Raw genomic sequence first — 23,459 nt, forward strand, 5'->3', positions numbered from 1 at the left:
GGCGCGCCGTCCACCATGACCGACCTCTTATTGAAAAACGTCCGGGCCGGTCGCGATCCGGTGGATGTGCTGGTGCGCGGCGGGCGCATCCGGAAAATCGGCCCGGCGCTGGAAGCCGAGCCCGGCATGGCCTTGGAAGACGGCGGCGGCGCCTTGCTGCTGCCCGGCCTGATCGAAGGCCATACCCATCTGGACAAGACTACCTGGGGCTCGCCCTGGTACGTGAACCAGGTGGGGCCTGCGCTGACCGACCGCATCCACAACGAACGGCAATGGCGCGCCAGCACCGGCCATGACGCCGCCAGCCATGCGCGCGCGCTGGCGCTGGCGTTCCTGCGCGAAGGCGCGACCCGCATCCGCACCCACGTCGACGTCGATACCGATGCCGGGCTGCGCCACCTGGACGGCGTGCATGCCACGCGCCAGGAACTGGCCGACCGCGTCGAGATCCAGACCGTGGCCTTTCCCCAGTCGGGCCTGCTGGTGCGGCCCGGCACCGCCGAGCTGCTGGACCGGGCGCTGGCGAACGGGGCCGACGTGCTGGGCGGACTGGACCCTTCGGCCATCGACCGCGATCCCGCGCGTTCGCTGGACGTGCTGTTCGGCCTGGCCGACAAGCATGGCAAGCCCGTGGACATCCATCTGCACGAACCGGGCGAACTGGGCGCGTTCACGCTGGAACTTATCCTGGACCGCACCCAGGCGCTGGGCATGAACGGCAAGGTCGTCATCAGCCACGCATTCTGCCTGGGCGGCGTGGACGCGAAGCGCCTCGAGGGCCTGCTGGGCCGGCTCGCCGCGCTGGACGTGGCGCTGCTGACCACCGCGCCGCCTTCGCGTCCGGTGCCTTCGCTGCGCGCCTGCCGCGAGGCCGGCGTGACGCTTTTCGGCGGCAATGACGGCATCCGCGACACCTGGACCCCTTACGGCAGTCCCGACATGCTGGCGCGCGCCATGCTGATCGGGCTGCGCAATGACCTGCGCCGCGACGACGAGGTCGAATGGGCCTTCGATTGCGTGACCGCCGCCGCGGCCCGCGCCTGCGGCTTCGCCGATTACGGCCTGGCGCCGGGCGCGCGCGCCGACCTGGTGCTGGTCGACGCCAGCTGCGTGGCCGAAGCCGTGGCGCAGCGCGCGCCGCGCCGGCTGGTGGTGTCGCGCGGCGCAGTCGTGGCGCGCGACGGCCGCGGCGCCTAGTCCCGGGCCAGCCCGAGCTGCGTCTCGGTCAGTTCCACGAAGGCCTGCATCAAGGCCGAACGCACGCCCGCGCGCGGCCAGATCGCGCCCACGGTGCGCACCGGGCAGGGCGCCGGCAGCGGCCAGCGCCTGACGTCGGCGGCCGGCGCGCCCGTGCTGGCCCAGTCCGGCAGCAGCGCGACGCCCAGCCCTTCCGACACCAGCCTCGCGATGGAATCGATGCCATCGAGCTCGAAGCGCACGTGCGGGCGCAGATTGCGCGCGCGCAGATAATCCTCGGCCATCTTGCCGCCCACCACGCTGCGGTCGTAGCGGATGTACGGCTCGCGCGCGAGCACGGCCAGCGGGTCGCGCACTTTCATGCCGGCCGGGGTCACCAGCACCAGCGGCTCGCGCCGCAGGTCGCGCCACGCGCAGGTCTTGGGAATGGAAAACAGGGGGTGCACCAGCAGCGCGCCGTCCAGTTCGCCGGACAGCACCTTGCTGTAGAGCAGGGTGGTGGGGGCGGGTTCTATGTAGATCTCGATCTGCGGATGCCGCGCCACCCAGGTCCGCAGCACCGGCGGCATGATGCCGGTCAGCGCCGTGGGCGTGGCCCCCAGCCTGAGCGGGCCGGCGGGCAGTTCGGTGTCCGAGGCCGCCGAGCGCAGGTCGCGCACGTCGCGCAGGATGGCGCGGGCGCGTTCGAGGATGCGCACGCCGGCCGGCGTGGGCTTGACGGTGCGGCCCGAGCGCGCGATGAGCGCGCTGCCCATGTCGGCTTCGAGCGCCCGCAGCCGCTGCTGCACGGTGGCCGGCGTCAGGCCCTGGTGGCGCGCGGCCTGGGCGATGGAACCGAGTTCCACGACGTGCACGTAGGTTTGCAGAAAACGCGAGTCCATGGCGGCGGTAGCCCTGCGGAAGATGGTTTTTCCATATTCTAAAGATGGGTGACGATAATTGTTGTTTTCTTTGGCCACGGCAAGAATACGTGCAGGGCGTCGCGCTGGCGGCGCCAGCCGAACCTCTCAGCCCCCCAAAGGAGCCTGTTGTGCCCATCATCGAATCCATAGACGTCTGCGCCGCCGCGGTGCCCCTGGACAAAGTCACCTCGTTTTCCAACCGCACCGTGTCGTTGCGGCACTATGGCCTGGTGAAGGTCCGCTCTTCCGACGGCGTCGAAGGCATAGGCTTCTGCTACGTGGGCAGCGCCGGCGGCGCCATTTTCGAGGCGGCGGTGCGGAGCCTGCTCGCGCCGGTGCTGCTGGGCAAGGATTCCCATGCCGTCGAGGGGCTGTGGCAGGCCATGTACCAGGAGGCGCTGCTGCAGGGGCGCCAGGGCACGGTGATGCGCGCGCTCAGCGCGCTGGACATCGCGCTGTGGGACCTCAACGCCAAGGCCGCCGGCCTGCCGCTGCACCGCTACCTGGGCGCGGTCGAGCTGGAGTCGGTGCCGGCGTACGCCAGCGGCGGCTACTACCTCGACGGCAAGACGCCGCAGCACCTGGGCGAGGAAATGGCCAGCTACGTGGACAAGGGATTCCGCGCGGTCAAGATGAAGACCGGCCGCCTGTCGCCGGCCGAGGAAGAGGCGCGCCTGAAGGCCGCGCGCGAAGCCGTGGGGCCGGACGTCGAACTGATGATGGACTGCAACAACGCCTGGCAGGACGTGACCCAGGCCATGCAGTACATCCGCCGCTTCGAGCAATACGATCCCTACTTCATCGAGGAGCCGTTCGGCCCCGATGACATCGATAGCCACGCCAAGCTGGCGCGGCTGACGCGCCTGCCCATCGCCACCGCCGAAATCGGCTACGGCCGCTGGTATCACAAGGAGCTGCTGGACAAGGGCGCGGCGGGCATCCTCCAGACCGACGCCGCCGTGTGCGGCGGCATCACCGAATGGAAACGCATCGCCGCCACCGCCGCCAGCTACGGCGTGGTGGTCTGCCCGCACTGGTTCCACGACGTGCACGCGCCGCTGGTGGCTGCCACGCCGAACGCGCGCTACGTCGAATTCTTCTGGGACGACCAGGTGCTGAACTTCCGCAAGCTGGTCGACCGCCAATTGAGCCACAAGAACGGCCGCGTGATCCTGCACCAGGAACCCGGCCTGGGCTTCGGCTTCGATGAGCGCATGGTGGAGCGCTACGGCAAGTGGACCCGCGTCGGCCGCTGAGCGCCGCGGGCGGCGTCGCGACCCGCGGCGCGGCATGACTATCAGTCGCCGGCGGCAAGACCGGCGCGCGAGGAGACAGCAATGCAACGTAGGCAATTCATGAGCGGCGCCGCGGCGCTGGGCGCGGCGCTGATGCTGCCGGCGATGGCGCGAGCGCAGGACATGCCGTCGGGGCCGGTGAAAATCGTGGTGGGGTTTCCCGCCGGCGGCGGCACCGACGTGCTGGCGCGCCTGCTGGGCCAGAAGCTGGGCGTGCTGTGGAACCTGCCCGTCATCGTCGAAAACCGCGCGGGCGCGGCCGGCGTCATCGCCGCCGAGCAGGTGGCCCGCCAGCCCAATGACGGCAATACGCTGATGATGGCGCACGTCAACAGCCACGGCATCGCGCCCGGGCTGCAGCCCAAGCTGGCCTATTCGGTCGAGCGCGATTTCTCGCCCATCGCGCTGGTGGGCAAGACGCCCACCATCCTGATCGGCGGCGCCTCGCAGCCGGCCAGGACGCTGCCCGAACTGGTCGCGCTGTGCCGCGCCCAGCCGGGCAAGATCGTGTTCGGTTCGGCCGGCAGCGGCTCGGCCCAGCACCTGGCGCTAGAGATCTTCAAGGCGCGCGCCGGCATCGACGTGCTGCACGTGCCCTACAAGGGCTCCGCGCCGCTGATGAACGACCTGATGGGCGGCCACGTGCAGTACTGCTTCGAAGGCATGACCACCGCGACGCCGCTGCTGCAGTCCGGCAAGGTGATCGGCCTGGCGCAGACGCTGCAGCGCCGCTCCAAGAGCCATCCGGACGTGCCCACCGTGGCCGAGCAGGGCTATCCCGGATTCGAGGCCAGCATCTGGTTCGGCATGGTGGGTCCGGGCAATATGCCGGGCCCCATGGTCCAGCGCATGAACCAGGACATCGATCGCGTGCTGGCCATGCCCGACGTGCAGGAAAAGCTGGCGCAGATCGGCGCGGAAGAAGGCGGCGGCAGCGCGCAGCGCTTCGCCGATTTCATGCGGCAGGAACAGCAGAAATACGCCAGGACCATCAAGGACGCCAAGCTCGTCGCCGAGGGCTGAGCGGCCGCGGGCGGGCCGCTCAGCCCCCGGCGGGGGCCGCCCAGCCGGCCGAGGCCGAGATCGAGCGCGCCTTCTCGCCGAGCAGGCGCGCGGTCTCGGACTGTAGATCGTCGTCGATGGAACCGACCGGCCCCATCAGCGTGATGGCGGCCTTCATTTCGCCCAGCATGTCGAAAATGGGCGCCGACAGCGACGTGAAATGCGGCAGCAGCGCGTCGCGGCAGCGGCTCAGGCCGTGCTTGAGCACCTCGTCGCGGATGGCCTGCACGTCCTGCAGCGTGTACGAGCTGCCCGCCGCGCCGCCGGCGCCCTCGGGCACCGACGAGGCCATTTCCTGCTCCAGCAGCTCGCGCGTGCTGGCTTGAGGCAGATGCGCCAGGAAGTTGCGGCCCAGCGCCGACGACAGCAGCGGCAACACGCTGCCCACGCGCAATTCCAGCAGCGGCCGGCTGCGGCTGCCCTCGACCCGGTAGACGATGGTCGGACCCTTGTTGCCCCAGACTCCCAGGAACACCGTCTGGCCGGTGATCGCGGCCACCTCGGCCATGACCGGCCGGGCCGTGGTGAAGACGTCGAACTGCTCCAGCGCCGCCAGTCCCAGCCGCAAGGCATAAGGGCCCAGGCCGTAATGGCCGGTGTCCGCATGCTGCTGCACCACGCCCACCTTCTGGAAACTCACCAGGTAGTAATGGACGTTGGGCACCGTCAGTTCACAGGCCTGCGCGATTTCCTTCAACGGGATCGGGCGGCCGGCCTTGCGGATCAGGTCCAGGATGCGGAACCCCACTTCGATCGACTGGATGCCTCTGCGCGCGGCGGCTGGCGCTTTTTCTGCGTTTTCATCGACCTTGCCGGCGGGCCTAGCCATGACTGCCTCCTCTGTTTCTGGCGGGAGTGTAGCAGCGGCGCCGGGGGCCTTCCGGGGCCGCGTGCCGGGTTTTCCCCAGCTTTTTCAGCCCCGGCTTTAGATTTGATAATAGTTAATGACTACAGCAGTATCAATCTAAGTGATCGGGAAAGCAGGCATGGACGCGAATATTGCAATGCAGCATCCGGGTGGCGCGCAGACGCTCAGCCGCAAAGAGGAACGCCAGGTCGTGGTGGCATCGACCCTCGGCACCTTGTTCGAGTGGTACGACTTTTTCATCTATGGAACCCTGGCCGTCTTCATGAGCCAGGTGCTGTTTCCGCAGGACAATCCGACCGTGGCGCTGCTGGCGGCGCTGGGCGCGCTGGCGGTGGGCTTCATCATCCGGCCGCTGGGCGCAGTGCTGTTTGGCTATCTCGGCGACAGGCTCGGGCGCAAGTACACCTTCCTGATCACGGTGGTGATGATGGGCGGGGCGACCGTGCTGATCGGCTGCCTGCCCACCTATGAATCGGCGGGCCACCTGTCGTGGATACTGCTGCTGACCCTGCGCGTGGTGCAGGGCCTGGCCGTGGGCGGCGAATACGGCGGCGCGGTGATCTATGTGGCCGAGCATTGCGAGCCGCGGCGCCGCGGCCTGTTGACCGGCTGGATCCAGATCACCTCGTCGGCCGGGCTGATCCTGTCGCTGGTCGTGATCCTGTGCACCCAGGCCGCGATGAGCGCCGAGGACTTCCGCCAATGGGGCTGGCGCCTGCCGTTCATCCTGTCGATCGTGATGCTGGCGATTTCCATCTATGTGCGCGCCAGGCTGCACGAGTCGCCCGTGTTCACGCGCATGAAGCAGCAGAACCGCCTGTCGAAGAATCCGGTCAAGGAGACCTTCGGCCAATGGTCCAGCCTGCGCCTGGTGCTGCTGGCGCTGGTCGGCGTCACCGCCGGCCAGGGCGCGACCTATTTCACCGGCCAGTTCTACGTCATGATCTTCCTGCAGCAGGCGGTGCAGCTGGACCAGACCAGCGTGTACACGCTGATTCTGATCGGCTTCATCATCGGCGCGCCGACCTTCGTGCTGTTCGGCTGGCTGTCCGACCGCATCGGCCGCAAGTGGATCATGATGGCCGGCCTGTTCATCGCCGCCATCGGCTACCACGCCATGTTCGACGTGCTGCTCAAGGCCGGCAATCCCGCCCTGGCGCAGGCCATGCAGACCACGCCGGTGCGCGTGCATGCCGATGTCGGCGGCGGCGCCTGCGACTTCGGATTGCAGGCGGCGATGGTGGGCAGCCATGCCGACCACAAGAAAGTCTGCGTGCAGGCCAAGAAATTCCTGGTCGCCAAGGGCATCAACTTCGAGTACGCCGAGCCGCTGCCGGGCCAGGAGATCGCCATGAGCGTGGGCGGCCAGACCGTCAACGGCTTCGACCGGGCGGGCTACGCCGCCGCGCTGGCCGCCGCCGGCTACCCCGAGCGCGCCGATCCGGCGCGAGTCGACAACACCGTCATCGTGCTGATCCTGGTGCTGATGACCGCCGTGGTCGCCATGGTCTATGGCCCGGTCGCGGCCTACCTGGTGGAGCTGTTTCCGGCCCGCATCCGCTATACGGCGCTATCCTTCCCGTACCACATCGGCGCCGGCATCTTCGGCGGCATCGTGCCCTTTACCGCGACCTACCTGGCCCAGGCCAGCGGCAATATCTTCGGCGGCCTGATGTACCCGGTCGCCGTGACGGCGGTGGTCGGCGTCATCGGCAGCCTGTTGCTGCCCAACACCCGCGCCACGGCCATCGACGAAGACCCGGCGCACTGAGAGAGAGGAGAGACATGTCCGTGCAACCCAGATTCAAGGCCGCCGTCATCCAGGCGGCGTCCATCCCTACCGACAGCCTCGCCTGCGCCCGCAAGGCGGCGGCGCTGATCCGCCAGGCGGCCGAGCAGGGCGCGCGGGTGCAGGTGTTCCCCGAAGCGTTCCTGGGCGGCTATCCCAAGGGCAATTCCTTCGGCGCGCCGATAGGCATGCGCAAGCCCGAAGGCCGCGACGCCTACGCCAGCTACCACCGCCAGGCCGTGCGCCTGGACGGCGAGGAAGTCGCGCTGATCGCGCAGGCCGCGGCCGATACCGACAGCTTCGTGGTCATGGGCTGCATCGAAGCCGACGGCGGCACGCTGTACTGCACCGTGCTGTACTTCAACGGCCAGCAGGGCCTGGCGGGCAAGCACCGCAAACTCATGCCCACGGCCGGCGAGCGCCTGGTGTGGGGGTTCGGCGACGGCTCGACCCTGCCGGTGTTCGACACGCCCTACGGCAAGATCGGCGCGGTCATCTGCTGGGAAAACTACATGCCCATGCTGCGCATGTACATGTACGGCCAGGGCGTGGCGCTGTATTGCGCGCCCACCGCCGACGACCGCGACTCCTGGATTCCCAGCATGCGCCACATCGCGCTGGAAGGGCGCTGCTACGTGCTGACCTCGTGCCAGCACCTGCGCCGCGACGCCTATCCCGACGACTTCGAATGCGCGCTGGGCGACAAGCCGGACACGGTGCTGATGCGCGGCGGCAGCGCCATCATCGACCCGCTGGGCGAAGTGCTGGCCGGGCCGGACTACTCGGGCGAGACGATTCTGTACGCGGACATCGACCCCAACCAGATCCTGCGCGGCAAGTTCGATTTCGACGTCGCCGGCCACTACGCGCGGCCCGACGTCTTCCAGCTGCAGGTCGACACCCGCGCCAAGCGTCCGGTGTCGGCGCTGGACGACGGCCGGCAGGAGGCCTGACCCATGCATTTCGATTTCAGCGCCTTGCCGGCGCAGACGGTCTACAACGTGCTGACCTCGACCGTCACCCCGCGTCCGATCGCGTGGCTCACCACCATCTCCGGCAAGGGCGTGGTGAACGCGGCGCCCTTCAGCTTTTTCAACGTCATGGGGCACCAGCCGCCCACGGTGGCCATCGGGCTGATGCGCCATGCCAACGGCGAGTTCAAGGACTCCGGCGCCAACATCATCGAGAACTGCGAGTTCGTCGTGAACCTGGTGCCCGAGTCCCTGGTCCGGCAGATGAACCAGACCTGCGCCGACTATCCGCCCGAGGTGGACGAACTGGCGGCGGCCGGCCTGACCGCCAGGCCGGCCATCCACGTGCGTCCGCCCCTGATCGAGGGCAGCCCGGTGTCGTTGGAATGCGTCAGCCAGGCCACGGTCGTGACCGGCCCGCGCCAGATCGTGGTGATCGGCCGCGTGCTGGGGGCGCACGTCGACGACGCGTACGTGCGCGACGCCGCCCGCGGCCACGTGGATACGCCGGCCCTGGGGCTGATCGCGCGCATGCACGGGGGCGGCTGGTATGCTCGCTCCTCGGACCTGTTCCAACTGGCCCGGCCCACGGCGCCGGTCTGAGGAAACGCGGGTCTTCAACCCAGGATTTCGGCGCAAGGAGGCCCGGCCCCGATGGCATGTGTTGCAAGTAGCGTTCGTTGCGCCCTGCTGGGCGCGGCACTGATGGCGGCGGCGCTGCCGGGCCATGCGGCAGACGTGGCGGGCTCCAAGGACCACCCGCTGGTGGGGCGTTTCTCGGGCGCGCAGATCAACGCCTACAAACAGCTGGATTACGATGAAGCGCTGGCGCCCGACCAGGCCATCCCCAAGGAGTCCGAGGCCAAGGCCCTGGCGCTCGAAGGCAAGGTCACGCGCATCGGCTATCGCATCGACGGCGGCAAGTCGGCGCTCGAGGTCTACCGCAATTACCAGGACACCTTGCAGGCGGGCGGCTTCAAGACCGTCTTCGAGTGCAAGGGCGACGAGCAGTGCGGCGGGGATTTCCAGTCCTACGTCTTCAACAGCGGCAAAGTCAGCCCGCTCGGCCACGGCGACGCCGTCTTTGGCGGCAAGTACTACGCCATGCTTGCCAGGAAGCAGGCGCCGTCGGGCGACGTCTATGCGTTCCTGGACGTGATGCAGGACGAAGCCAACAAACGCACGCCGGTGTTCCTGCAGGTGGTCGAACTCAAGGCCATGCAGACGGGCCAGGTCGAATTGCCCGACGCGACGGCCATGCAGAAAGCGCTGACCGAGTCCGGCAGGGTCGCCGTCTATGGCGTGTATTTCGATACCGACAAGGCCGAGGTCAAGGCCGATTCCAAGGCCGCGCTGGACGAAATGGGCAAGCTGCTGCAGGCCAATCCCGCGCTCAAGGTCTACATCGTCGGCCATACCGACAACCAGGGCAGCCTGGCGCGCAATATGGACCTGTCGCAAAAGCGCGCGGACGCCGTGGCCAAGGCATTGGCCGAGTCCTACCGCATTCCCGCCGGCCGGCTGTCGGCCAGGGGCGTGGCATCGCTCGCGCCCGTGGCGTCCAACGACGCCGAGGAAGGCCGCGCCAGGAACCGGCGCGTGGAGCTGGTGAAGCAATAGGGAGAGGTGCCCGGGTCACCGACAGAAAAAAGGCCAATCCCGAGGGATTGGCCTTTTTGAATACTGGCGGAGAGGGTGGGATTCGAACCCACGGTACGGGGATACCGTACGCCTGATTTCGAGTCAGGTACATTCGACCACTCTGCCACCTCTCCTTTTCGCTATTGATGTTCCGATGACGGCGAAAGCCGGATCTTGCGATCCGCACTATCCAGCTTCTGGCGAAAGATCCCTGGTCGGAAGAATCTTCGTCGTCGAACTAGCGAAGCCCGCAATTCTACAGGATCTTTTTCGTTTGTGTAAAGGGGCCTGAAAAAAGCCCGCCACGGGGGTTTTAACTAACTACCGGTGCCGCCGTTCTTTGCCCAGAATCCCGGCAACGCCGGCGCGCCGCGCCGGTCTTTCCGCTCCCTTGCGCCCATGGATCTGATCCTCATCCTCCTGCTTGCGGCCGTGCTGTGCGTGCCCATCACCCAGCAGCTGGGGCTGGGCGCCATTCCGGGTTACCTGATCGCCGGCATCCTGGTGGGGCCGTCCTGCCTGAAGCTGGTGACCAACGTGGACACCATGATCGGGGTGTCGCAGTGGGGCGTGGTGATGATGCTGTTCATCATCGGGCTGGAACTGTCGCCCAGGCGGCTGTGGGCCATGCGCAACGAGGTGTTCGTCCTGGGCTCGCTGCAGATGCTGGTCTGCGGGCTGCTGCTGGGCGTGGTGTTCGGCGCGGCGCTGCGGCACCTGGCCGGGATGAGCTGGCAGGCGGCGGTGCTTTGCGGCCTGTCGCTGGCGCTGTCGTCCACGGCGGTGGCCCTGCGCCTGCTGGAGGAACGCGGCCTGACGCGGATGCCGCTGGGGCGGTCGGCGCTGGGGGTGCTGCTGTTCCAGGACATGGCGGCGATACCGATGCTGGTGGCGGCCGGCCTGATGGGATCGGACGGAAGCTCGGCGCCGTCGTTCAAGGAGGCGCTGATCGCCGTGGCCGTGGTCGCCGCGGCTCACCACTTGCGTCTGCTGGGCTGGGCCGCGCGCGCGCAGTTGAACGAGCTGTTCACCGCCGCGGCGCTGCTGATGGTGGTGGGCGCCGCCCAGCTGTTCGACTATGCCGGGCTGTCGGCCGGCCTGGGCGGGTTCCTGGCGGGGGTGCTGATGGCCGAGTCGCGCTACCGCGACGAACTGGAAAAGGCCATCGACCCGTTCAAGGGCTTGCTGCTGGGCCTGTTTTTCGTGGCCATCGGCATGTCGGTGAACCTGAAAGTGGTGCAGCATCATTGGCTGTTCATCGTCGTCGGGGTCACCGCGCTGCTGCTGGTCAAGGGCGCGGTGCTGTACGGCTTCGCGCGCTTTCTGGGGCTGCCGCGCTACCACCGGCTGCTGTTCGCCGTGGCGCTGGCGCAGGGCGGCGAATTCAGCTTCGCCATCTTCAACGAAGCCTGGGACAACCATCTGGTGGACCTGGAACAGCGCGACGTGCTTTCCGTGGTGGTCGCCATCTCCATGGGCGTGGTGCCGGTGCTGATCAAGCTGCTCGAGCGCATCCCGGAAAACCGCGGCGGCATGGCCGAGCTGCCGGCCGTCCAGCCGCCCGCCGACGAGGCCGGCACGCCGCGCGATCCGCCTTCCGCGGCTTGACCCTGACGGTCTTGCGGGCATGGCATGATGGCCGACATGCGGGGCAGCTACACTTGACGCCTGCTTCGCTTTCCGCCCCATGCGAGATCACAGGAGAACGTCCATGTTCAAAGGAAAAATCGCCCTCGTCACCGGTTCCACCAGCGGTATCGGCCTGGGCATCGCCACGGCCTTCGCCGCGCAAGGCGCCGATATCGTCCTGAATGGTTTCGGCGACGCGGCCGAGATCGAAAAAGTCCGCGCCGGCCTGGCCGAAAAACATGGCGTGAAGGTGATCTACGACGGGGCCGACCTGTCCAGGGGCGAGGCCGTGCGCGGCCTGATCGAGAACGCCGTGCGCCAGCTGGGCCGCATCGACATCCTGGTCAACAACGCCGGCATCCAGCACACCGCGCCGATCGAGGAATTCCCGGTCGAGAAATGGGACGCCATCCTGGCGCTGAACCTGTCGGCCGTGTTCCACGGCACCGCCGCCGCGCTGCCGCACATGAAGAAGCAGGGCTTCGGCCGCATCATCAACATCGCTTCGGCGCACGGCCTGGTGGCCTCGGCCTACAAGTCGGCCTACGTGGCCGCCAAGCATGGCGTGGTGGGCTTCACCAAGGTCACGGCGCTGGAGACGGCCGGCCAGGGCATTACCGCCAACGCCATCTGCCCGGGCTGGGTCCGCACCCCGCTGGTGGAAAAGCAGATCACCGCACTGGCCGAAAAGAACGGCATCGACCAGGAAGCCGCCGCGCGCGAACTGCTGGGCGAAAAGCAGCCGTCGCTGCAATTCGTGACGCCGGAACAACTGGGCGGCACCGCCGTGTTCCTGGCCTCCGACGCCGCGGCCCAAATCACTGGAACGTCCGTCTCGGTCGATGGCGGCTGGACGGCGCGCTGAACAAAGGAAACCCGCAATGCTGTTTTTGCTTTCCCCCGCCAAGAAGCTGGACTACGACTCGCCGCTGCACATCGAGACGCATACCCAGCCGCTGTTCGTGGACCAGGCCGCCGGCCTGATCAAGGTGCTGAAGACCAAGTCGGCCGAGGACATTGCCGAGCTCATGAGCCTGAGTCCGGCGCTGTCGGAGCTGAACGTGCAGCGCTACGCCCACTGGAAGCGCAGCTTCACCCAGGCCAATTCGCGCCAGGCGGTGCTGGCCTTCAACGGCGACGTGTACGAAGGGCTGGAAGCCTCGACCCTCTCGGCCAAGCAGCTGGACTGGGCGCAGGAGCACGTCGCCATCCTGAGCGGCCTGTATGGCGTGCTGCGTCCGCTGGACCTGATGCAGCCGTACCGGCTGGAAATGGGCACGCGCCTGCAGACGCCCAAGGGCAAGAACCTGTACGAATACTGGGGCAGCGCCATCGCCGACTACCTCAACGAACGCCAGGCCGGCCAGAAGGCGCCGGTGGTGGTCAACCTGGCGTCCGAGGAATACTTCAAGTCGGTCGACCTGAAGACCCTGAAGGCGCGCGTGGTGCAGTGCGTGTTCCAGGACTGGAAAAACGGCGCCTGGAAGGTCATCAGCTTCCATGCCAAGCGCGCGCGCGGCCTGATGGCGCGCTACGCCATCCTGCACAAGGTCTCCAAGCCGGAAGGCCTGCAGGGCTTCGACCTGGAAGGCTATGCGTATGACGCCTCCGCGTCGTCGGCGGACAAGCTGGTGTTCCGGCGCAAGGCGTAATACGGGGGGCGGCGCTCAGGCCGCCACCGCCATCTGCGGCGCGTGGGCGGGATCTTCCAGCGCCTGCAGTTCCTGGCGGATCATGTGGGCGGCCTTCAGTATCTGCTTGATGGGATAGACCAGCGCGGCCTGTTCGCCTTCGGTGTCGAACTGGGTGGGCAGGTCGGCGGGCGGCTGAGCGCGGCTCTGGTCCAGCAGCCCGGCTACGCCGTTCAAGGCCCGCTGCACGGCCTCGGGCGTGGCGGGCAGGGCGGCCAGGATGGGAATGGCCGCCGTGATCTGCGAGGCCAGCACGTGGTTCTGGATCAGCAGGTTGTTCAGCTCCGGCACGTTCACCTGGTGCGACTTGGGCTCGCTCATCATCCGGTAGAAGGCTTCGGCGAAATTGCTGAACGCGATGTGCACGTTCTTGCGTCCCAGCCGCCACGCCAGGTCGGCGTCGGTCACGGCGGGCGTGTCGCCGGCGGCCGCGCCCACGGGGGCGCCGTGGGCCTGCATCGCCTCGACGTAGCGCAGGCCCGCCAGCAGGTATTCGCGGTTGGCGCGCGTGGCCGCCGCGGCCAGCGGGCGCAGGTAGCGTGCTTCCCACCAGGGCAGGATATAGCTGCAGACCAGCGCCAGCGCGCAGCCCAGCAGCGTGTCCAGCGCGCGTTCGCCGATCACCGCCATGGACACCGTGCCCGGCGAGACGAAGTGGAACACCAGCACCACGAACAGCGTATTGAAGATGGCGCTGGCCATGTAGTTGAGCTGCACCAGGCTGTTGCCCATGATGCATGCGCCCAGCAGCACGGCGAACAGGATTTCGGGCTGGTCGGTCAGGTGGAACAGCAGCAGGGCGCCCAGGCAGCCTATCAGCGTGCCCATCAGCCGCCAGCCGTTGCGCTGGCGCGTGAGCGCGAAGCCCGGCTTCATGATGATGACGATGGTCAGCATGATCCAGTAGCTGTGCGACGAGAACGCCGGCGACAGCCAGCGGCTGGCCAGCGTCATGGCGATCGCGGCCGCCGCCGTGACCCGCAGCGCGTAGCGGAAGTGCGGCGAGTCCAGCCGCAGGTTGCTGGTCAGCAGCCCCAGGCGGAATTCCTGGCGCGAAATGAAGCGCGTGAGCGACTTGTTGATGCGCAGCACGTCGGTGGGCTTGGCGTCCGGCGAGGCGGCGGTGTGGTCGGCGAGCCGGTCGACGATGCGCGCCGAATTGCGCAGGCGGCGCAGCACCTGGATGATGAGCGCCAGCATCTCGGGCTCGCGCTCGCCCAGGCCCTGCTGCTTGAGCTGTTCGATCTCGTACTCGATGGCGCGCAACTCGGCCTTGGCGCTGCTGCGGTACTGCACCTTGCGTCCGCGCGACACGTCCAGCGCGATGCGGTTGAGCTCCAGCGACATCTTCACCAGCGCGTCGCGCATGAACATCAGGCAGTCGTTGCCGGCCAGCGCGCGGCGCAGCGCCGCGTAGTCGGTGTGCGTGGCCACCAGCGTGTCCAGGAGCAGCAGCATGTCGACGAACATGTTCCAGATCATCACGCGCTGGCGGTCGCCCAGGCCCTTGCCGCGGGGCAGGGCGCGCAGCACCATGTCGCGCGCGGCCTGGTGCTTGTCGGTCATGACGGACTGGCGCTGGATCAGGTCGCGGTAGGCCTCGTCCAGGTCCGACGTGGTGTCGTAGAAGGCGGCGCGGGCGGCGACGTAGTCGGCGGTGGCGAACAGCGCCACCGACATGGCCTGCTGCTCTTCGCGCAGCCAGAACAGGCGCGAAAAGCCCAGGCTGAACACCAGGTAGAACAGCGCGCCGCCCAGCGTGGCCGTGGCGTGCGCCAGCACCTCGTGCGGCTGCAGCGGCGTATGCATGGTCAGCGTCATCAGCAGCAGGCCGGCGAAGCCGATCAGCCCGCCGCGCTTGCCGAACACGCTGAACATGGAATAGACGAAGCACTGCGCGATGACCGCCAGCCAGATCAGCACCGGATAGCTGGACGCCAGCCCCGTGATGACCACGGTCAGGGTGCCCAGCGCCGCGCCGCCCAGCATTTCGTTGGTGCGGTGGCGCTGCGGGCCGCCGGGCTGGTCGATGATGGCCAGGCACTGCGCGCCGAAGGTCGCCACCAGGCCCGTCGTGTAATTGCCGAACAGGCCGCCCACCACCAGCACGGGCAACAGCATCCCCACCCCCTGGCGCACCCCGCCGAAGAAGTAGTGGCTGTAGAGGAAGCGGCGGATGCTGGCGATGCGCAAATCCATGGGCGGGCTCGATTCTGGGCGACGGGATAAGTATAGAGAGACTGTGGATTTTTTCGGGGTCGGATGGTTACCGAAACTTCCACGCAACGCCGATTTGCCACCTTTGACGCAACGCGGTAAATTCCCCCACTTGCGCCGGCCCGCTATCCGAAGCCGGTGCGTTGAGGCGGATGGCCAGGGTCACCTCCCAGCCCTCCCGCAGCAGTTACACCTGCCGTTGGCCGCGCCACAAGCGTGTGTTGCCAAGGCTTCCATTTCGACCTCCAGCGTCCCCCAGGGGCGTTTGCACTGCGTTCTGTCGAGCGTGTGCCGGGTCGGCAGGGTGTCCGGGTGGCGTGGCTCCGTGAGCCGCTAAGCGCCGGATCATGTTGCCGCAGCCGGTATGGGTTCAGTTGCCGTCGTATCCGGGCGGGCAGCAGACAGGGTTTGCAGGGCCGGTTTTGAAAGGAATGACAACATGGAACTGAATGGCGCCGATATCGTCGTGCGCTGCCTGGCCGAAGAAGGCGTGGAACACGTTTTCGGCTACCCCGGCGGCGCGGTGCTCTACATCTACGACGCGATTTTCAAGCAAGACAAATTCCAGCATATCCTGGTGCGCCACGAGCAGGCTGCCGTGCACGCCGCCGATGCCTATTCGCGCTCGTCGCAAAAGGTCGGCGTCTGCATCGTGACCAGCGGCCCCGGCGTGACCAATGCCGTCACCGGCATCGCCACCGCCTACATGGACTCCATCCCGATGGTCATCATCAGCGGGCAGGTGCCCACTGCGGCCATCGGCGAAGACGCCTTCCAGGAATGCGACACCGTCGGCATCACGCGCCCCTGCGTCAAGCACAACTTCCTGGTGCGCGACGTCAAGGACCTGGCCGAGACCATGCGCCGCGCGTTCTACATCGCGCGCACCGGCCGTCCCGGCCCGGTGCTGGTGGACATCCCCAAGGACATCACCGTCGCGCAGTGCAAGTACGCGCCGCCCAAGGGCGAAATCTCGATGCGCTCCTACGCGCCCGTCAACAAGGGCCACCAGGGGCAGATCAAGAAAGCCGTGCAGATGCTGCTGTCGGCCGAGCGCCCGATGATCTACACGGGCGGCGGCGTGATCCTGTCGGACGCCGCTCCCGAACTGAACAAGCTCGTCACGCAGCTGGGCGCGCCGTGCACCAGCACTCTGATGGGGCTGGGCGGCTATCCCGCCAGCAGCGGCCAGTTCGTGGGCATGCCCGGCATGCACGGCACCTACGAAGCCAATATGGCGATGCAGCACTGCGACGTGCTGCTGGCCATCGGCGCGCGCTTCGACGACCGCGTGATCGGCAATCCCAAGCACTTCGCGCAGAACGCCCGCAAGATCATCCACATCGACATCGACCCCTCGTCGATCTCCAAGCGCGTGCGCGTGGACGTGCCGATCGTGGGCAACGTGAAGGACGTGCTGGCCGATCTCAGCACCCAGTACGACATTGCCGCGGCCGAACACAAGCCCGCCTCCATCGCCAAGTGGTGGGAGCAGGTCGAGGCCTGGCGCGGCAAGGAATGCCTGAAGTACGCCAACTCGGACGAGGTCATCAAGCCGCAGTTCGTGGTGGAAAAGCTCTGGGAAGTGACCGGCGGCGACGCCTTCGTCACCTCCGACGTGGGCCAGCACCAGATGTGGGCGGCCCAGTACTACAAGTTCGACAAGCCGCGCCGCTGGATCAATTCCGGCGGCCTGGGCACCATGGGCGTGGGCCTGCCCTACGCCATGGGCGTGCAGATGGCCAATCCGGGCAGCGACGTGGCCGTGATCACCGGCGAGGCGTCCATCCAGATGAACATCCAGGAGCTGTCGACCTGCCACCAGTACCGCCTGACGCCGAAGATCGTCTGCCTGAACAACCGCTTCCTGGGCATGGTCCGGCAGTGGCAGCAGATCGACTACGGTTCGCGCTATTCCGAGTCCTACATGGATTCGCTGCCCGATTTCGTCAAGGTGGCCGAGGCCTATGGCCACGTGGGCCTGCGCATCGAGCGCCCGGCCGACGTCGAGCCGGCGCTGCGCGAAGCGTTCAAGAAGCACAAGGACCGCCTGGTCTTCCTGGACTTCATCACCGACCGCACCGAAAACGTGTGGCCGATGGTCAAGGCCGGCCGCGGGCTGACCGAAATGCTGCTCGGCTCTGAAGACCTGTAAGGAGGCCACCCATGAAGCATGTGATTTCCGTCCTCCTCGAAAACGAACCCGGCGCGCTGTCGCGCGTGGTGGGCCTGTTTTCCGCGCGGGGCTACAACATCGAGACCCTGACCGTGGCGCCCACCGAGGACGCCACCCTGTCGCGCATGACCATCGTGACCACCGGGTCCGACGAGATCATCGAGCAGATCACCAAGCACCTGAACCGCCTGGTGGACGTGGTCAAGGTCGTCGACCTGACCGAGGGCGCGCACATCGAACGCGAGCTGATGCTGGTGAAAGTGCGGGCCGTCGGCAAGGAGCGCGAGGAAATGAAGCGCATGGCGGACATCTTCCGCGGCCGCATCATCGACGTGACCGACAAGTCCTACACCATCGAACTGACGGGGGTGCAGGAAAAAGTACAGGCCTTCCTGGAGGCCCTGGACCGCAGTGCCATCCTGGAAACCGTGCGCACCGGCGTGTCCGGCATCGGACGCGGCGAACGGATTCTGAAGCTTTGACCGCCGCACCCTACATCTGAACTGAAAAAATCCAAAATACTGGAATCTGGAGCACAACCATGAAAGTTTTCTACGACAAAGACTGCGATCTCTCCCTCATCAAAGGCAAGACCGTCGCCATCATCGGCTACGGTTCGCAAGGCCATGCGCACGCGCAGAACCTGCATGACTCGGGCGTGAAGGTCGTGGTCGGCCTGCGCAAGGGCGGCGCCTCGTGGAACAAGGCCGCCAACGCCGGCCTGGAAGTCAAGGAAGTCGCCGAAGCCGTCAAGTCGGCCGACATCGTCATGATGCTGCTGCCCGACGAGAACATCGCCGCCGTCTACAACAAGGAAGTGCACGCCAACATCAAGGCCGGCGCCGCGCTGGCCTTCGCCCACGGCTTCAACGTGCACTACGGCCAGGTCGTGCCGCGCGAAGACATCGACGTCATCATGATCGCGCCGAAGGCGCCGGGCCACACCGTGCGCAACACCTACAAGCAGGGCGGCGGCGTGCCGCACCTGGTGGCCGTGTACCAGGACAAGTCGGGCGCCGCGCGCGACGTGGCCCTGTCGTACGCCAGCGCCAACGGCGGCGGCCGCGCCGGCATCATCGAAACCAACTTCCGCGAAGAAACCGAAACCGACCTGTTCGGCGAACAGGCCGTGCTGTGCGGCGGCACCGTCGAACTGATCAAGGCCGGTTTCGACACGCTGGTGGAAGCCGGCTACGCGCCCGAAATGGCCTACTTCGAGTGCCTGCACGAGCTGAAGCTGATCGTCGACCTGATCTACGAAGGCGGCATCGCCAACATGAACTACTCGATCTCGAACAACGCCGAATTCGGCGAATACGAGACCGGCCCGAAGATCGTCACCGACGAGACCCGCAAGGCCATGCGCCAGTGCCTGACGGACATCCAGACCGGCGAATACGCCAAGAAGTTCATCCTGGAAAACGCCGCCGGCGCCCCGACGCTGACCTCGCGCCGCCGCATCAACGCGGAATCGCAGATCGAAGTGGTGGGCGGCAAGCTGCGCGCCATGATGCCCTGGATCGCCGCCAACAAGCTGGTGGACAAGTCCAAGAACTGATCCCTTTGCGGCGCGGGGCCCGTTCCCCGCGCAATCAGGGTCAAAACGGCATGCCCGCAGGGGCATGCCTTTTTTTTCGGGTATTCGACTGGCTAATGCCGGGCACGCCGCTTGCGGCGGCCCGCAAGCGGGGCCAGATGGGTTAACCTTTGAAAGTCCGTTGTAAGTTATTGAGACCATGCCCAATTTTTCCATGCGCGATTCCGAGAATCGCCACCGAAGCATCTACCTGCTGCCCAACGCGTTCACCACCGCGGCGTTGTTCGCGGGGTTCTACGCCGTCGTGCAGGCCATGAACGATCGCTTCGAAGTCGCCGCCATCGCCATTTTCGTCGCCATGGTGCTGGACGGCATGGACGGCCGCGTGGCGCGGCTGACCAACACGCAGTCGGCCTTCGGCGAGCAATACGACTCGCTGTCCGACATGACCTCGTTCGGCGTGGCCCCGGCGCTGGTGATGTACGAATGGATCCTGAACGACCTGGGCCGCTGGGGCTGGCTGGCCGCCTTCGTCTACGTGTCGGGCGCGGCGCTGCGCCTGGCGCGCTTCAACACCAATATCGCCGTGGTCGACAAACGCTATTTCCAGGGCCTGCCCAGCCCGGCCGCGGCCGCGCTGGTGGCCGGCTTCGTCTGGCTGGCGGTGGACAACAAGCTGCCCATCCACGACAGCCTGATGGCCTGGGTGGCGTTCACGCTGACCATGTACGCCGGCATCACCATGGTGTCGAACGCGCCGTTCTTCAGCGGCAAGAGCTTCGCGCTGGGCCGCAGCGTGCCGTTCTGGGGCATCCTGCTGGTGGTGGCGGTCTTCGTGTTCGTCTCCAGTGATCCCCCGGTCGTGCTGTTCGGCCTGTTCGTGCTCTACGGCCTGTCGGGCTGGATCACCTGGGCCTGGCGCTGGAACCGGGCGCGGCGCCTGACGCAGGAACGCCGCAACCATACTTCCTGACCGCCGCCCGCCCGTAAAAACAAAACCCGCCGACGAACCGGCGGGTTTTGTTTTGGGCCGGGCCCGGCGCTACCACCACATGAAGCGGTCTTCGTCGTACATGGGGTCGGGGCCAGGATGGAAATGCGTGACCTTGTTGCCGTCGCGGCCCATGTATACGTACATGAGCGAGTTCCACACACCGTTCTCTTTGTAGCGGTACGACCACACCACCTCGCGTTTTTCGCCCAGGCCGGTTTCCTCGATGCGGGCCGGCGGGCCGAATTCGCAGCGCACCCGGTCGGGGCTCCAGTCGCCCTGTTCCAGCACCTTGAAGTGCGCGTCCGTCAGCAGCGGCAGCACGCGGTCCACGCGGCCGTCGGCGCCCACGTTGGTGCCCCAGGCGTACTGGCCCATGGGCTGCTGCGTCCAGATGACGCGGCGCCCGCCGTTGGCCTGCGGACATTCGAAATTCGGGTTGCCGAACTGGGTCAGGACCTCGCCGTAAGGGGTGCCTGGCTGTATCTGGGCCATGTTGGCGCAGGCCGACAGGCCGGCCAGCGCGGCGGCGGCCAGCGCGCCGCGGGCGATCTTGTAGTATTTGGACATATTCATCTCCTGCGAAGCTCGGTTCGCGGCCGTCCAGCCGGGCCCGAAAGGGAGAGGCAGCCGGCGCATTGGGGTAATTCTAGCGAATCGGCTATAATCATCGAGCTTTATCAAGTGTATTGATTTGAGCAAGGTATTTAAGCAAGTACTTTGTGCCGGCCACAGCAACCGGAAAGTGCATCGAAAGTCGGGCGTCGAAGCTCGCCTGAGCACGTTTCAGGGCGCTGTTTGAGTCATCATTGGCAGCAGTGAGAAAGCGAATACAGCCAGGCTCGCACAAATTTTTTCCAAACCACGTCAGGGCGCCTCGGCCCTGTCGCATGTCCGAAGAGGTCATTAATGTCTGTTGCTGACATCAAGAAATCCGATATCGTTGCGCAATTCCAACGCGCTCAAGGCGATACCGGCTCCCCCGAAGTCCAGGTGGCTCTGCTCACCGCCCGTATCAACGAGCTGACCGGTCACTTCAAAGAACACATGAAGGATCACCACTCGCGCCGCGGTCTGCTGCGCATGGTCAGCCGTCGCCGCAAGCTGCTCGACTACCTCAAGGGCCGCAATCCCGATTCGTACCGCGCACTGATCGAAAAACTCGGTCTGCGCAAGTGATCGACGGGGCTGGCTCCCCATGACGCAACCGTGGTCGGTGCGACGCATGTCGCGGCGGCTACGGTTTTTCATTTGTAAGGAATAATCGTCATGTTCAATAAAGTGACAAAATCGTTCCAGTACGGCCAGCATACGGTCGTCCTGGAAACCGGCGAGATCGCCCGCCAGGCTTCCGGCGCCGTGATGGTGTCGATCGAGGACACCGTCGTCCTGGCCACTGTCGTGGCTTCCAAGAAGGCCAAGCCGGGCCAGACGTTCTTCCCGCTGACCGTCGACTACATCGAAAAGACCTACGCCGCCGGCCGCATTCCCGGCGGCTTCTTCAAGCGCGAAGGCAAGCCGTCCGAGAAGGAAACGCTGACCTCGCGCCTGATCGACCGTCCCCTGCGTCCGCTGTTCCCCGAAGACTTCTACAACGAAGTCCAGGTGGTCATCCACACGCTGTCGGTCAACCCCGAAATCGATCCGGACATCGCCGCCATGATCGGCGCCTCGGCCGCGCTGGCCATTTCGGGCATCCCGTTCAACGGCCCGATCGGCGCCGCCCGCGTGGGCTACATCGATGGCCAGTACGCCATCAACCCGACCGCCTCGCAGCTGAAGTCGTCGCAGCTGGACCTGGTCGTCGCCGGCACCGAGAACGCCGTGCTGATGGTGGAATCGGAAGCCCGCGAGCTGTCCGAAGAAATCATGCTGGGCGGCGTGGTCTACGGCCACGAGCAGATGCAGGCCGTCATCAACGCCATCCACGAACTGGTCAAGGAAGCCGGCAAGCCCGATTGGGACTGGCAGCCGCCGGCCAAGGACGAGGCCCTGATCGCCGCCGTCACCGCCGCCGCCCAGGAAGGCCTGAGCGCCGCCTACCAGATCCGCGAAAAGCAGGCCCGCACCACGCAGCTGCGCGAAGTCTACGCCAGCGTGTCGGAGAAGCTGAACGCCGCCGCCGCCGAGAAGGGCGAGCCGGCCCCGGACGCCGTGACCGTCGACAACATCCTGTTCTCGCTGGAATCGGCCATCGTCCGCGGCCAGATCCTCAACGGCGAGCCGCGCATCGACGGCCGCGACACCCGCACCGTGCGTCCGATCAGCGTGCGCCTGGGCGTGCTGCCCCGCGCGCACGGCAGCGCGCTGTTCACCCGCGGCGAAACCCAGGCGCTGGTCGTCGCCACGCTGGGCACCAAGCAGGATGAGCAGATCATCGACGCGCTCATGGGCGAGTACCGCGACCGCTTCATGCTGCACTACAACATGCCTCCGTTCGCCACCGGCGAAACGGGCCGCATCGGCGTGCCCAAGCGCCGCGAAATCGGCCACGGCCGCCTGGCCAAGCGCGCGCTGATCCCGCTGCTGCCGGCGCCCGAGGACTTCCAGTACACCATCCGCATCGTGTCGGAAATCACCGAGTCCAACGGCTCCTCGTCGATGGCTTCGGTCTGCGGCGGCTCGCTGGCCATGATGGACGCCGGCGTGCCGGTCAAGGATCACGTGGCCGGCGTGGCCATGGGCCTGATCCTGGACGGCGGCAAGTTCGCCGTGCTGACCGACATCCTGGGCGACGAAGATCACCTGGGCGACATGGACTTCAAGGTCGCGGGCACCGAGAACGGCGTCACCGCGCTCCAGATGGACATCAAGATCCAGGGCATCACCAAGGAAATCATGCAGGTGGCGCTGGCCCAGGCCCGCGAAGGCCGCCTGCACATCCTGGGCAAGATGAAGGAAGCCCTGGACGGTTCGCGCGGCGAGCTGTCGGCTTTCGCCCCGCGCATGCTGACCATCAAGATCAACCCCGAGAAGATCCGCGACGTGATCGGCAAGGGCGGCGCCACCATCCGCGCGCTGACCGAAGAAACCGGCACGCAGATCGACATCTCCGACGACGGCACGATCGTGATCGCCAGCGTCGACGAAGCGCAGGCCAAGGAAGCCCAGCGCCGCATCGTCGAGCTGACCGCCGACGTCGAAGTGGGCCAGATCTACGAAGGCTCGGTGCTGCGCCTGCTGGACTTCGGCGCCATCGTGCAGGTGCTGCCGGGCCGCGACGGCCTGCTGCACATCTCGGAGATCGCCAACTACCGCATCGCCAACATCAACGATGTGCTGAAGGTCGGCCAGCAGGTCCGCGTCAAGGTCATCGAGGCCGACGACAAGGGCCGCCTGCGCCTGTCGATCAAGGCCATCGGCGGCATCGAGCAGCAGCAGGCCGCTGCCGCTCCGGAAGCCGCCCCGCAATCGGAACCGCAAGCCGAATAAGCCTGCGCGACCGGTAGCCAGGAACGGCGCCCCTCGGGGCGCCGTTTTTCATTCTGTAGCC

20 protein-coding genes and 1 tRNA gene are annotated in these 23,459 nt (G+C 66.6%); 16 read left to right on the forward strand and 5 right to left on the reverse strand.

What is annotated here, in order from left to right; all coding sequences use genetic code 11:
- Positions 1 to 15 precede the first annotated feature (15 nt).
- Positions 16 to 1,197: an amidohydrolase family protein gene (locus C1I89_RS19550; protein WP_102774244.1), complete on the forward strand. Its 1,182-nt coding sequence runs from the start codon at positions 16 to 18 to the stop codon at positions 1,195 to 1,197.
- On the opposite strand, the gene C1I89_RS19555 is transcribed toward C1I89_RS19550, so the two are convergent.
- The gene (locus tag C1I89_RS19555) at positions 1,194 to 2,078 is read right to left on the reverse strand and encodes a LysR family transcriptional regulator (protein ID WP_102774245.1); all 885 of its coding nucleotides are present in this window, start codon (positions 2,076 to 2,078) and stop codon (positions 1,194 to 1,196) included. The two genes, C1I89_RS19550 and C1I89_RS19555, sit on opposite strands and share 4 nt — an antisense overlap.
- A 149-nt stretch (positions 2,079 to 2,227) precedes the next feature.
- Here C1I89_RS19555 and C1I89_RS19560 point away from each other — a divergent pair, with 149 nt between their 5' ends.
- Together C1I89_RS19560 and C1I89_RS19565 are read left to right on the forward strand one after the other, a co-directional pair.
- On the forward strand, positions 2,228 to 3,355 hold the full coding sequence (locus tag C1I89_RS19560) for a mandelate racemase/muconate lactonizing enzyme family protein (protein ID WP_102774246.1): 1,128 nt from the start codon (positions 2,228 to 2,230) through the stop codon (positions 3,353 to 3,355).
- Between the two features lie 81 nt (positions 3,356 to 3,436).
- Entirely contained in the window at positions 3,437 to 4,417 is a 981-nt protein-coding gene (locus C1I89_RS19565; RefSeq protein ID WP_102774247.1) for a Bug family tripartite tricarboxylate transporter substrate binding protein, read from the forward strand.
- 19 nt (positions 4,418 to 4,436) lie between these two features.
- Here C1I89_RS19565 and C1I89_RS19570 read toward each other — a convergent pair whose 3' ends face one another.
- Positions 4,437 to 5,285 (reverse strand): IclR family transcriptional regulator, encoded by an 849-nt coding sequence (locus C1I89_RS19570; protein WP_102774248.1) that lies wholly within the window; start codon positions 5,283 to 5,285, stop codon positions 4,437 to 4,439.
- Between the two features lie 157 nt (positions 5,286 to 5,442).
- Here C1I89_RS19570 and C1I89_RS19575 point away from each other — a divergent pair, with 157 nt between their 5' ends.
- Genes C1I89_RS19575 through C1I89_RS19590 form a run of 4 tightly spaced genes read left to right on the forward strand, consistent with a single transcriptional unit; the run spans position 5,443 to position 9,704 of the window.
- The gene (locus C1I89_RS19575) at positions 5,443 to 7,095 is read left to right on the forward strand and encodes an MFS transporter (RefSeq protein ID WP_102774249.1); all 1,653 of its coding nucleotides are present in this window, start codon (positions 5,443 to 5,445) and stop codon (positions 7,093 to 7,095) included.
- Positions 7,096 to 7,109: 14 nt separating this feature from the next.
- Positions 7,110 to 8,066: a carbon-nitrogen hydrolase family protein gene (locus tag C1I89_RS19580; protein WP_102774250.1), complete on the forward strand. Its 957-nt coding sequence runs from the start codon at positions 7,110 to 7,112 to the stop codon at positions 8,064 to 8,066.
- A 3-nt stretch (positions 8,067 to 8,069) separates the two neighbouring features.
- Positions 8,070 to 8,687, forward strand: coding sequence for a flavin reductase family protein (locus C1I89_RS19585; RefSeq protein ID WP_102774251.1), 618 nt, complete (start codon positions 8,070 to 8,072; stop codon positions 8,685 to 8,687).
- 51 nt (positions 8,688 to 8,738) lie between these two features.
- Positions 8,739 to 9,704 carry an OmpA family protein gene (locus C1I89_RS19590; protein WP_102774252.1) on the forward strand — a complete coding sequence of 322 codons (966 nt, stop codon included), beginning with the start codon at positions 8,739 to 8,741 and terminating at the stop codon, positions 9,702 to 9,704.
- A 64-nt stretch (positions 9,705 to 9,768) separates the two neighbouring features.
- On the opposite strand, the gene C1I89_RS19595 is transcribed toward C1I89_RS19590, so the two are convergent.
- Positions 9,769 to 9,859 (reverse strand) — tRNA-Ser (locus tag C1I89_RS19595).
- Positions 9,860 to 10,124: 265 nt separating this feature from the next.
- On the opposite strand from C1I89_RS19595, the gene C1I89_RS19600 reads away from it, so the two are divergent.
- From C1I89_RS19600 to yaaA, 3 genes are all read left to right on the forward strand, one after another.
- Positions 10,125 to 11,333 (forward strand): cation:proton antiporter domain-containing protein, encoded by a 1,209-nt coding sequence (locus tag C1I89_RS19600; RefSeq protein WP_102774547.1) that lies wholly within the window; start codon positions 10,125 to 10,127, stop codon positions 11,331 to 11,333.
- A 103-nt stretch (positions 11,334 to 11,436) separates the two neighbouring features.
- The gene (locus C1I89_RS19605) at positions 11,437 to 12,219 is read left to right on the forward strand and encodes a 3-hydroxybutyrate dehydrogenase (protein ID WP_102774253.1); all 783 of its coding nucleotides are present in this window, start codon (positions 11,437 to 11,439) and stop codon (positions 12,217 to 12,219) included.
- Positions 12,220 to 12,235: 16 nt separating this feature from the next.
- Positions 12,236 to 13,006: a peroxide stress protein YaaA gene (gene yaaA, locus C1I89_RS19610; protein WP_102774254.1), complete on the forward strand. Its 771-nt coding sequence runs from the start codon at positions 12,236 to 12,238 to the stop codon at positions 13,004 to 13,006.
- Positions 13,007 to 13,021: 15 nt separating this feature from the next.
- Here the strand turns inward: yaaA and C1I89_RS19615 are convergent, their stop codons facing one another.
- Positions 13,022 to 15,244, reverse strand: a complete 2,223-nt coding sequence (locus C1I89_RS19615) for an FUSC family protein (protein WP_102774255.1) — start codon at positions 15,242 to 15,244, stop codon at positions 13,022 to 13,024.
- Between the two features lie 382 nt (positions 15,245 to 15,626).
- Here C1I89_RS19615 and C1I89_RS19620 point away from each other — a divergent pair, with 382 nt between their 5' ends.
- From C1I89_RS19620 to pssA, 4 genes are all read left to right on the forward strand, one after another.
- Positions 15,627 to 17,417: an acetolactate synthase 3 catalytic subunit gene (locus tag C1I89_RS19620; protein WP_258231483.1), complete on the forward strand. Its 1,791-nt coding sequence runs from the start codon at positions 15,627 to 15,629 to the stop codon at positions 17,415 to 17,417.
- 11 nt (positions 17,418 to 17,428) lie between these two features.
- Positions 17,429 to 17,920, forward strand: a complete 492-nt coding sequence (gene ilvN, locus C1I89_RS19625) for an acetolactate synthase small subunit (RefSeq protein ID WP_102774257.1) — start codon at positions 17,429 to 17,431, stop codon at positions 17,918 to 17,920.
- Between the two features lie 59 nt (positions 17,921 to 17,979).
- The gene (gene ilvC, locus C1I89_RS19630; protein WP_102774258.1) at positions 17,980 to 18,996 is read left to right on the forward strand and encodes a ketol-acid reductoisomerase; all 1,017 of its coding nucleotides are present in this window, start codon (positions 17,980 to 17,982) and stop codon (positions 18,994 to 18,996) included.
- A gap of 178 nt (positions 18,997 to 19,174) precedes the next feature.
- Complete coding sequence (pssA, locus tag C1I89_RS19635) at positions 19,175 to 19,948, forward strand: CDP-diacylglycerol--serine O-phosphatidyltransferase (protein ID WP_102774259.1); 774 nt, start codon at positions 19,175 to 19,177, stop codon at positions 19,946 to 19,948.
- A gap of 69 nt (positions 19,949 to 20,017) precedes the next feature.
- Here the strand turns inward: pssA and C1I89_RS19640 are convergent, their stop codons facing one another.
- Positions 20,018 to 20,536 (reverse strand): hypothetical protein, encoded by a 519-nt coding sequence (locus tag C1I89_RS19640; RefSeq protein WP_102774260.1) that lies wholly within the window; start codon positions 20,534 to 20,536, stop codon positions 20,018 to 20,020.
- A 339-nt stretch (positions 20,537 to 20,875) separates the two neighbouring features.
- Here C1I89_RS19640 and rpsO point away from each other — a divergent pair, with 339 nt between their 5' ends.
- Both rpsO and pnp read left to right on the forward strand, forming a co-directional pair.
- Positions 20,876 to 21,145 (forward strand): 30S ribosomal protein S15, encoded by a 270-nt coding sequence (gene rpsO / locus C1I89_RS19645; protein ID WP_006223612.1) that lies wholly within the window; start codon positions 20,876 to 20,878, stop codon positions 21,143 to 21,145.
- A 90-nt stretch (positions 21,146 to 21,235) separates the two neighbouring features.
- On the forward strand, positions 21,236 to 23,398 hold the full coding sequence (gene pnp / locus C1I89_RS19650; protein WP_102774261.1) for a polyribonucleotide nucleotidyltransferase: 2,163 nt from the start codon (positions 21,236 to 21,238) through the stop codon (positions 23,396 to 23,398).
- Positions 23,399 to 23,459: the final 61 nt, after the last annotated feature.

The sequence above is a fragment of the Achromobacter pulmonis genome (assembly GCF_002885955.2).
Lineage (GTDB): Bacteria > Pseudomonadota > Gammaproteobacteria > Burkholderiales > Burkholderiaceae_B > Achromobacter > Achromobacter pulmonis_A.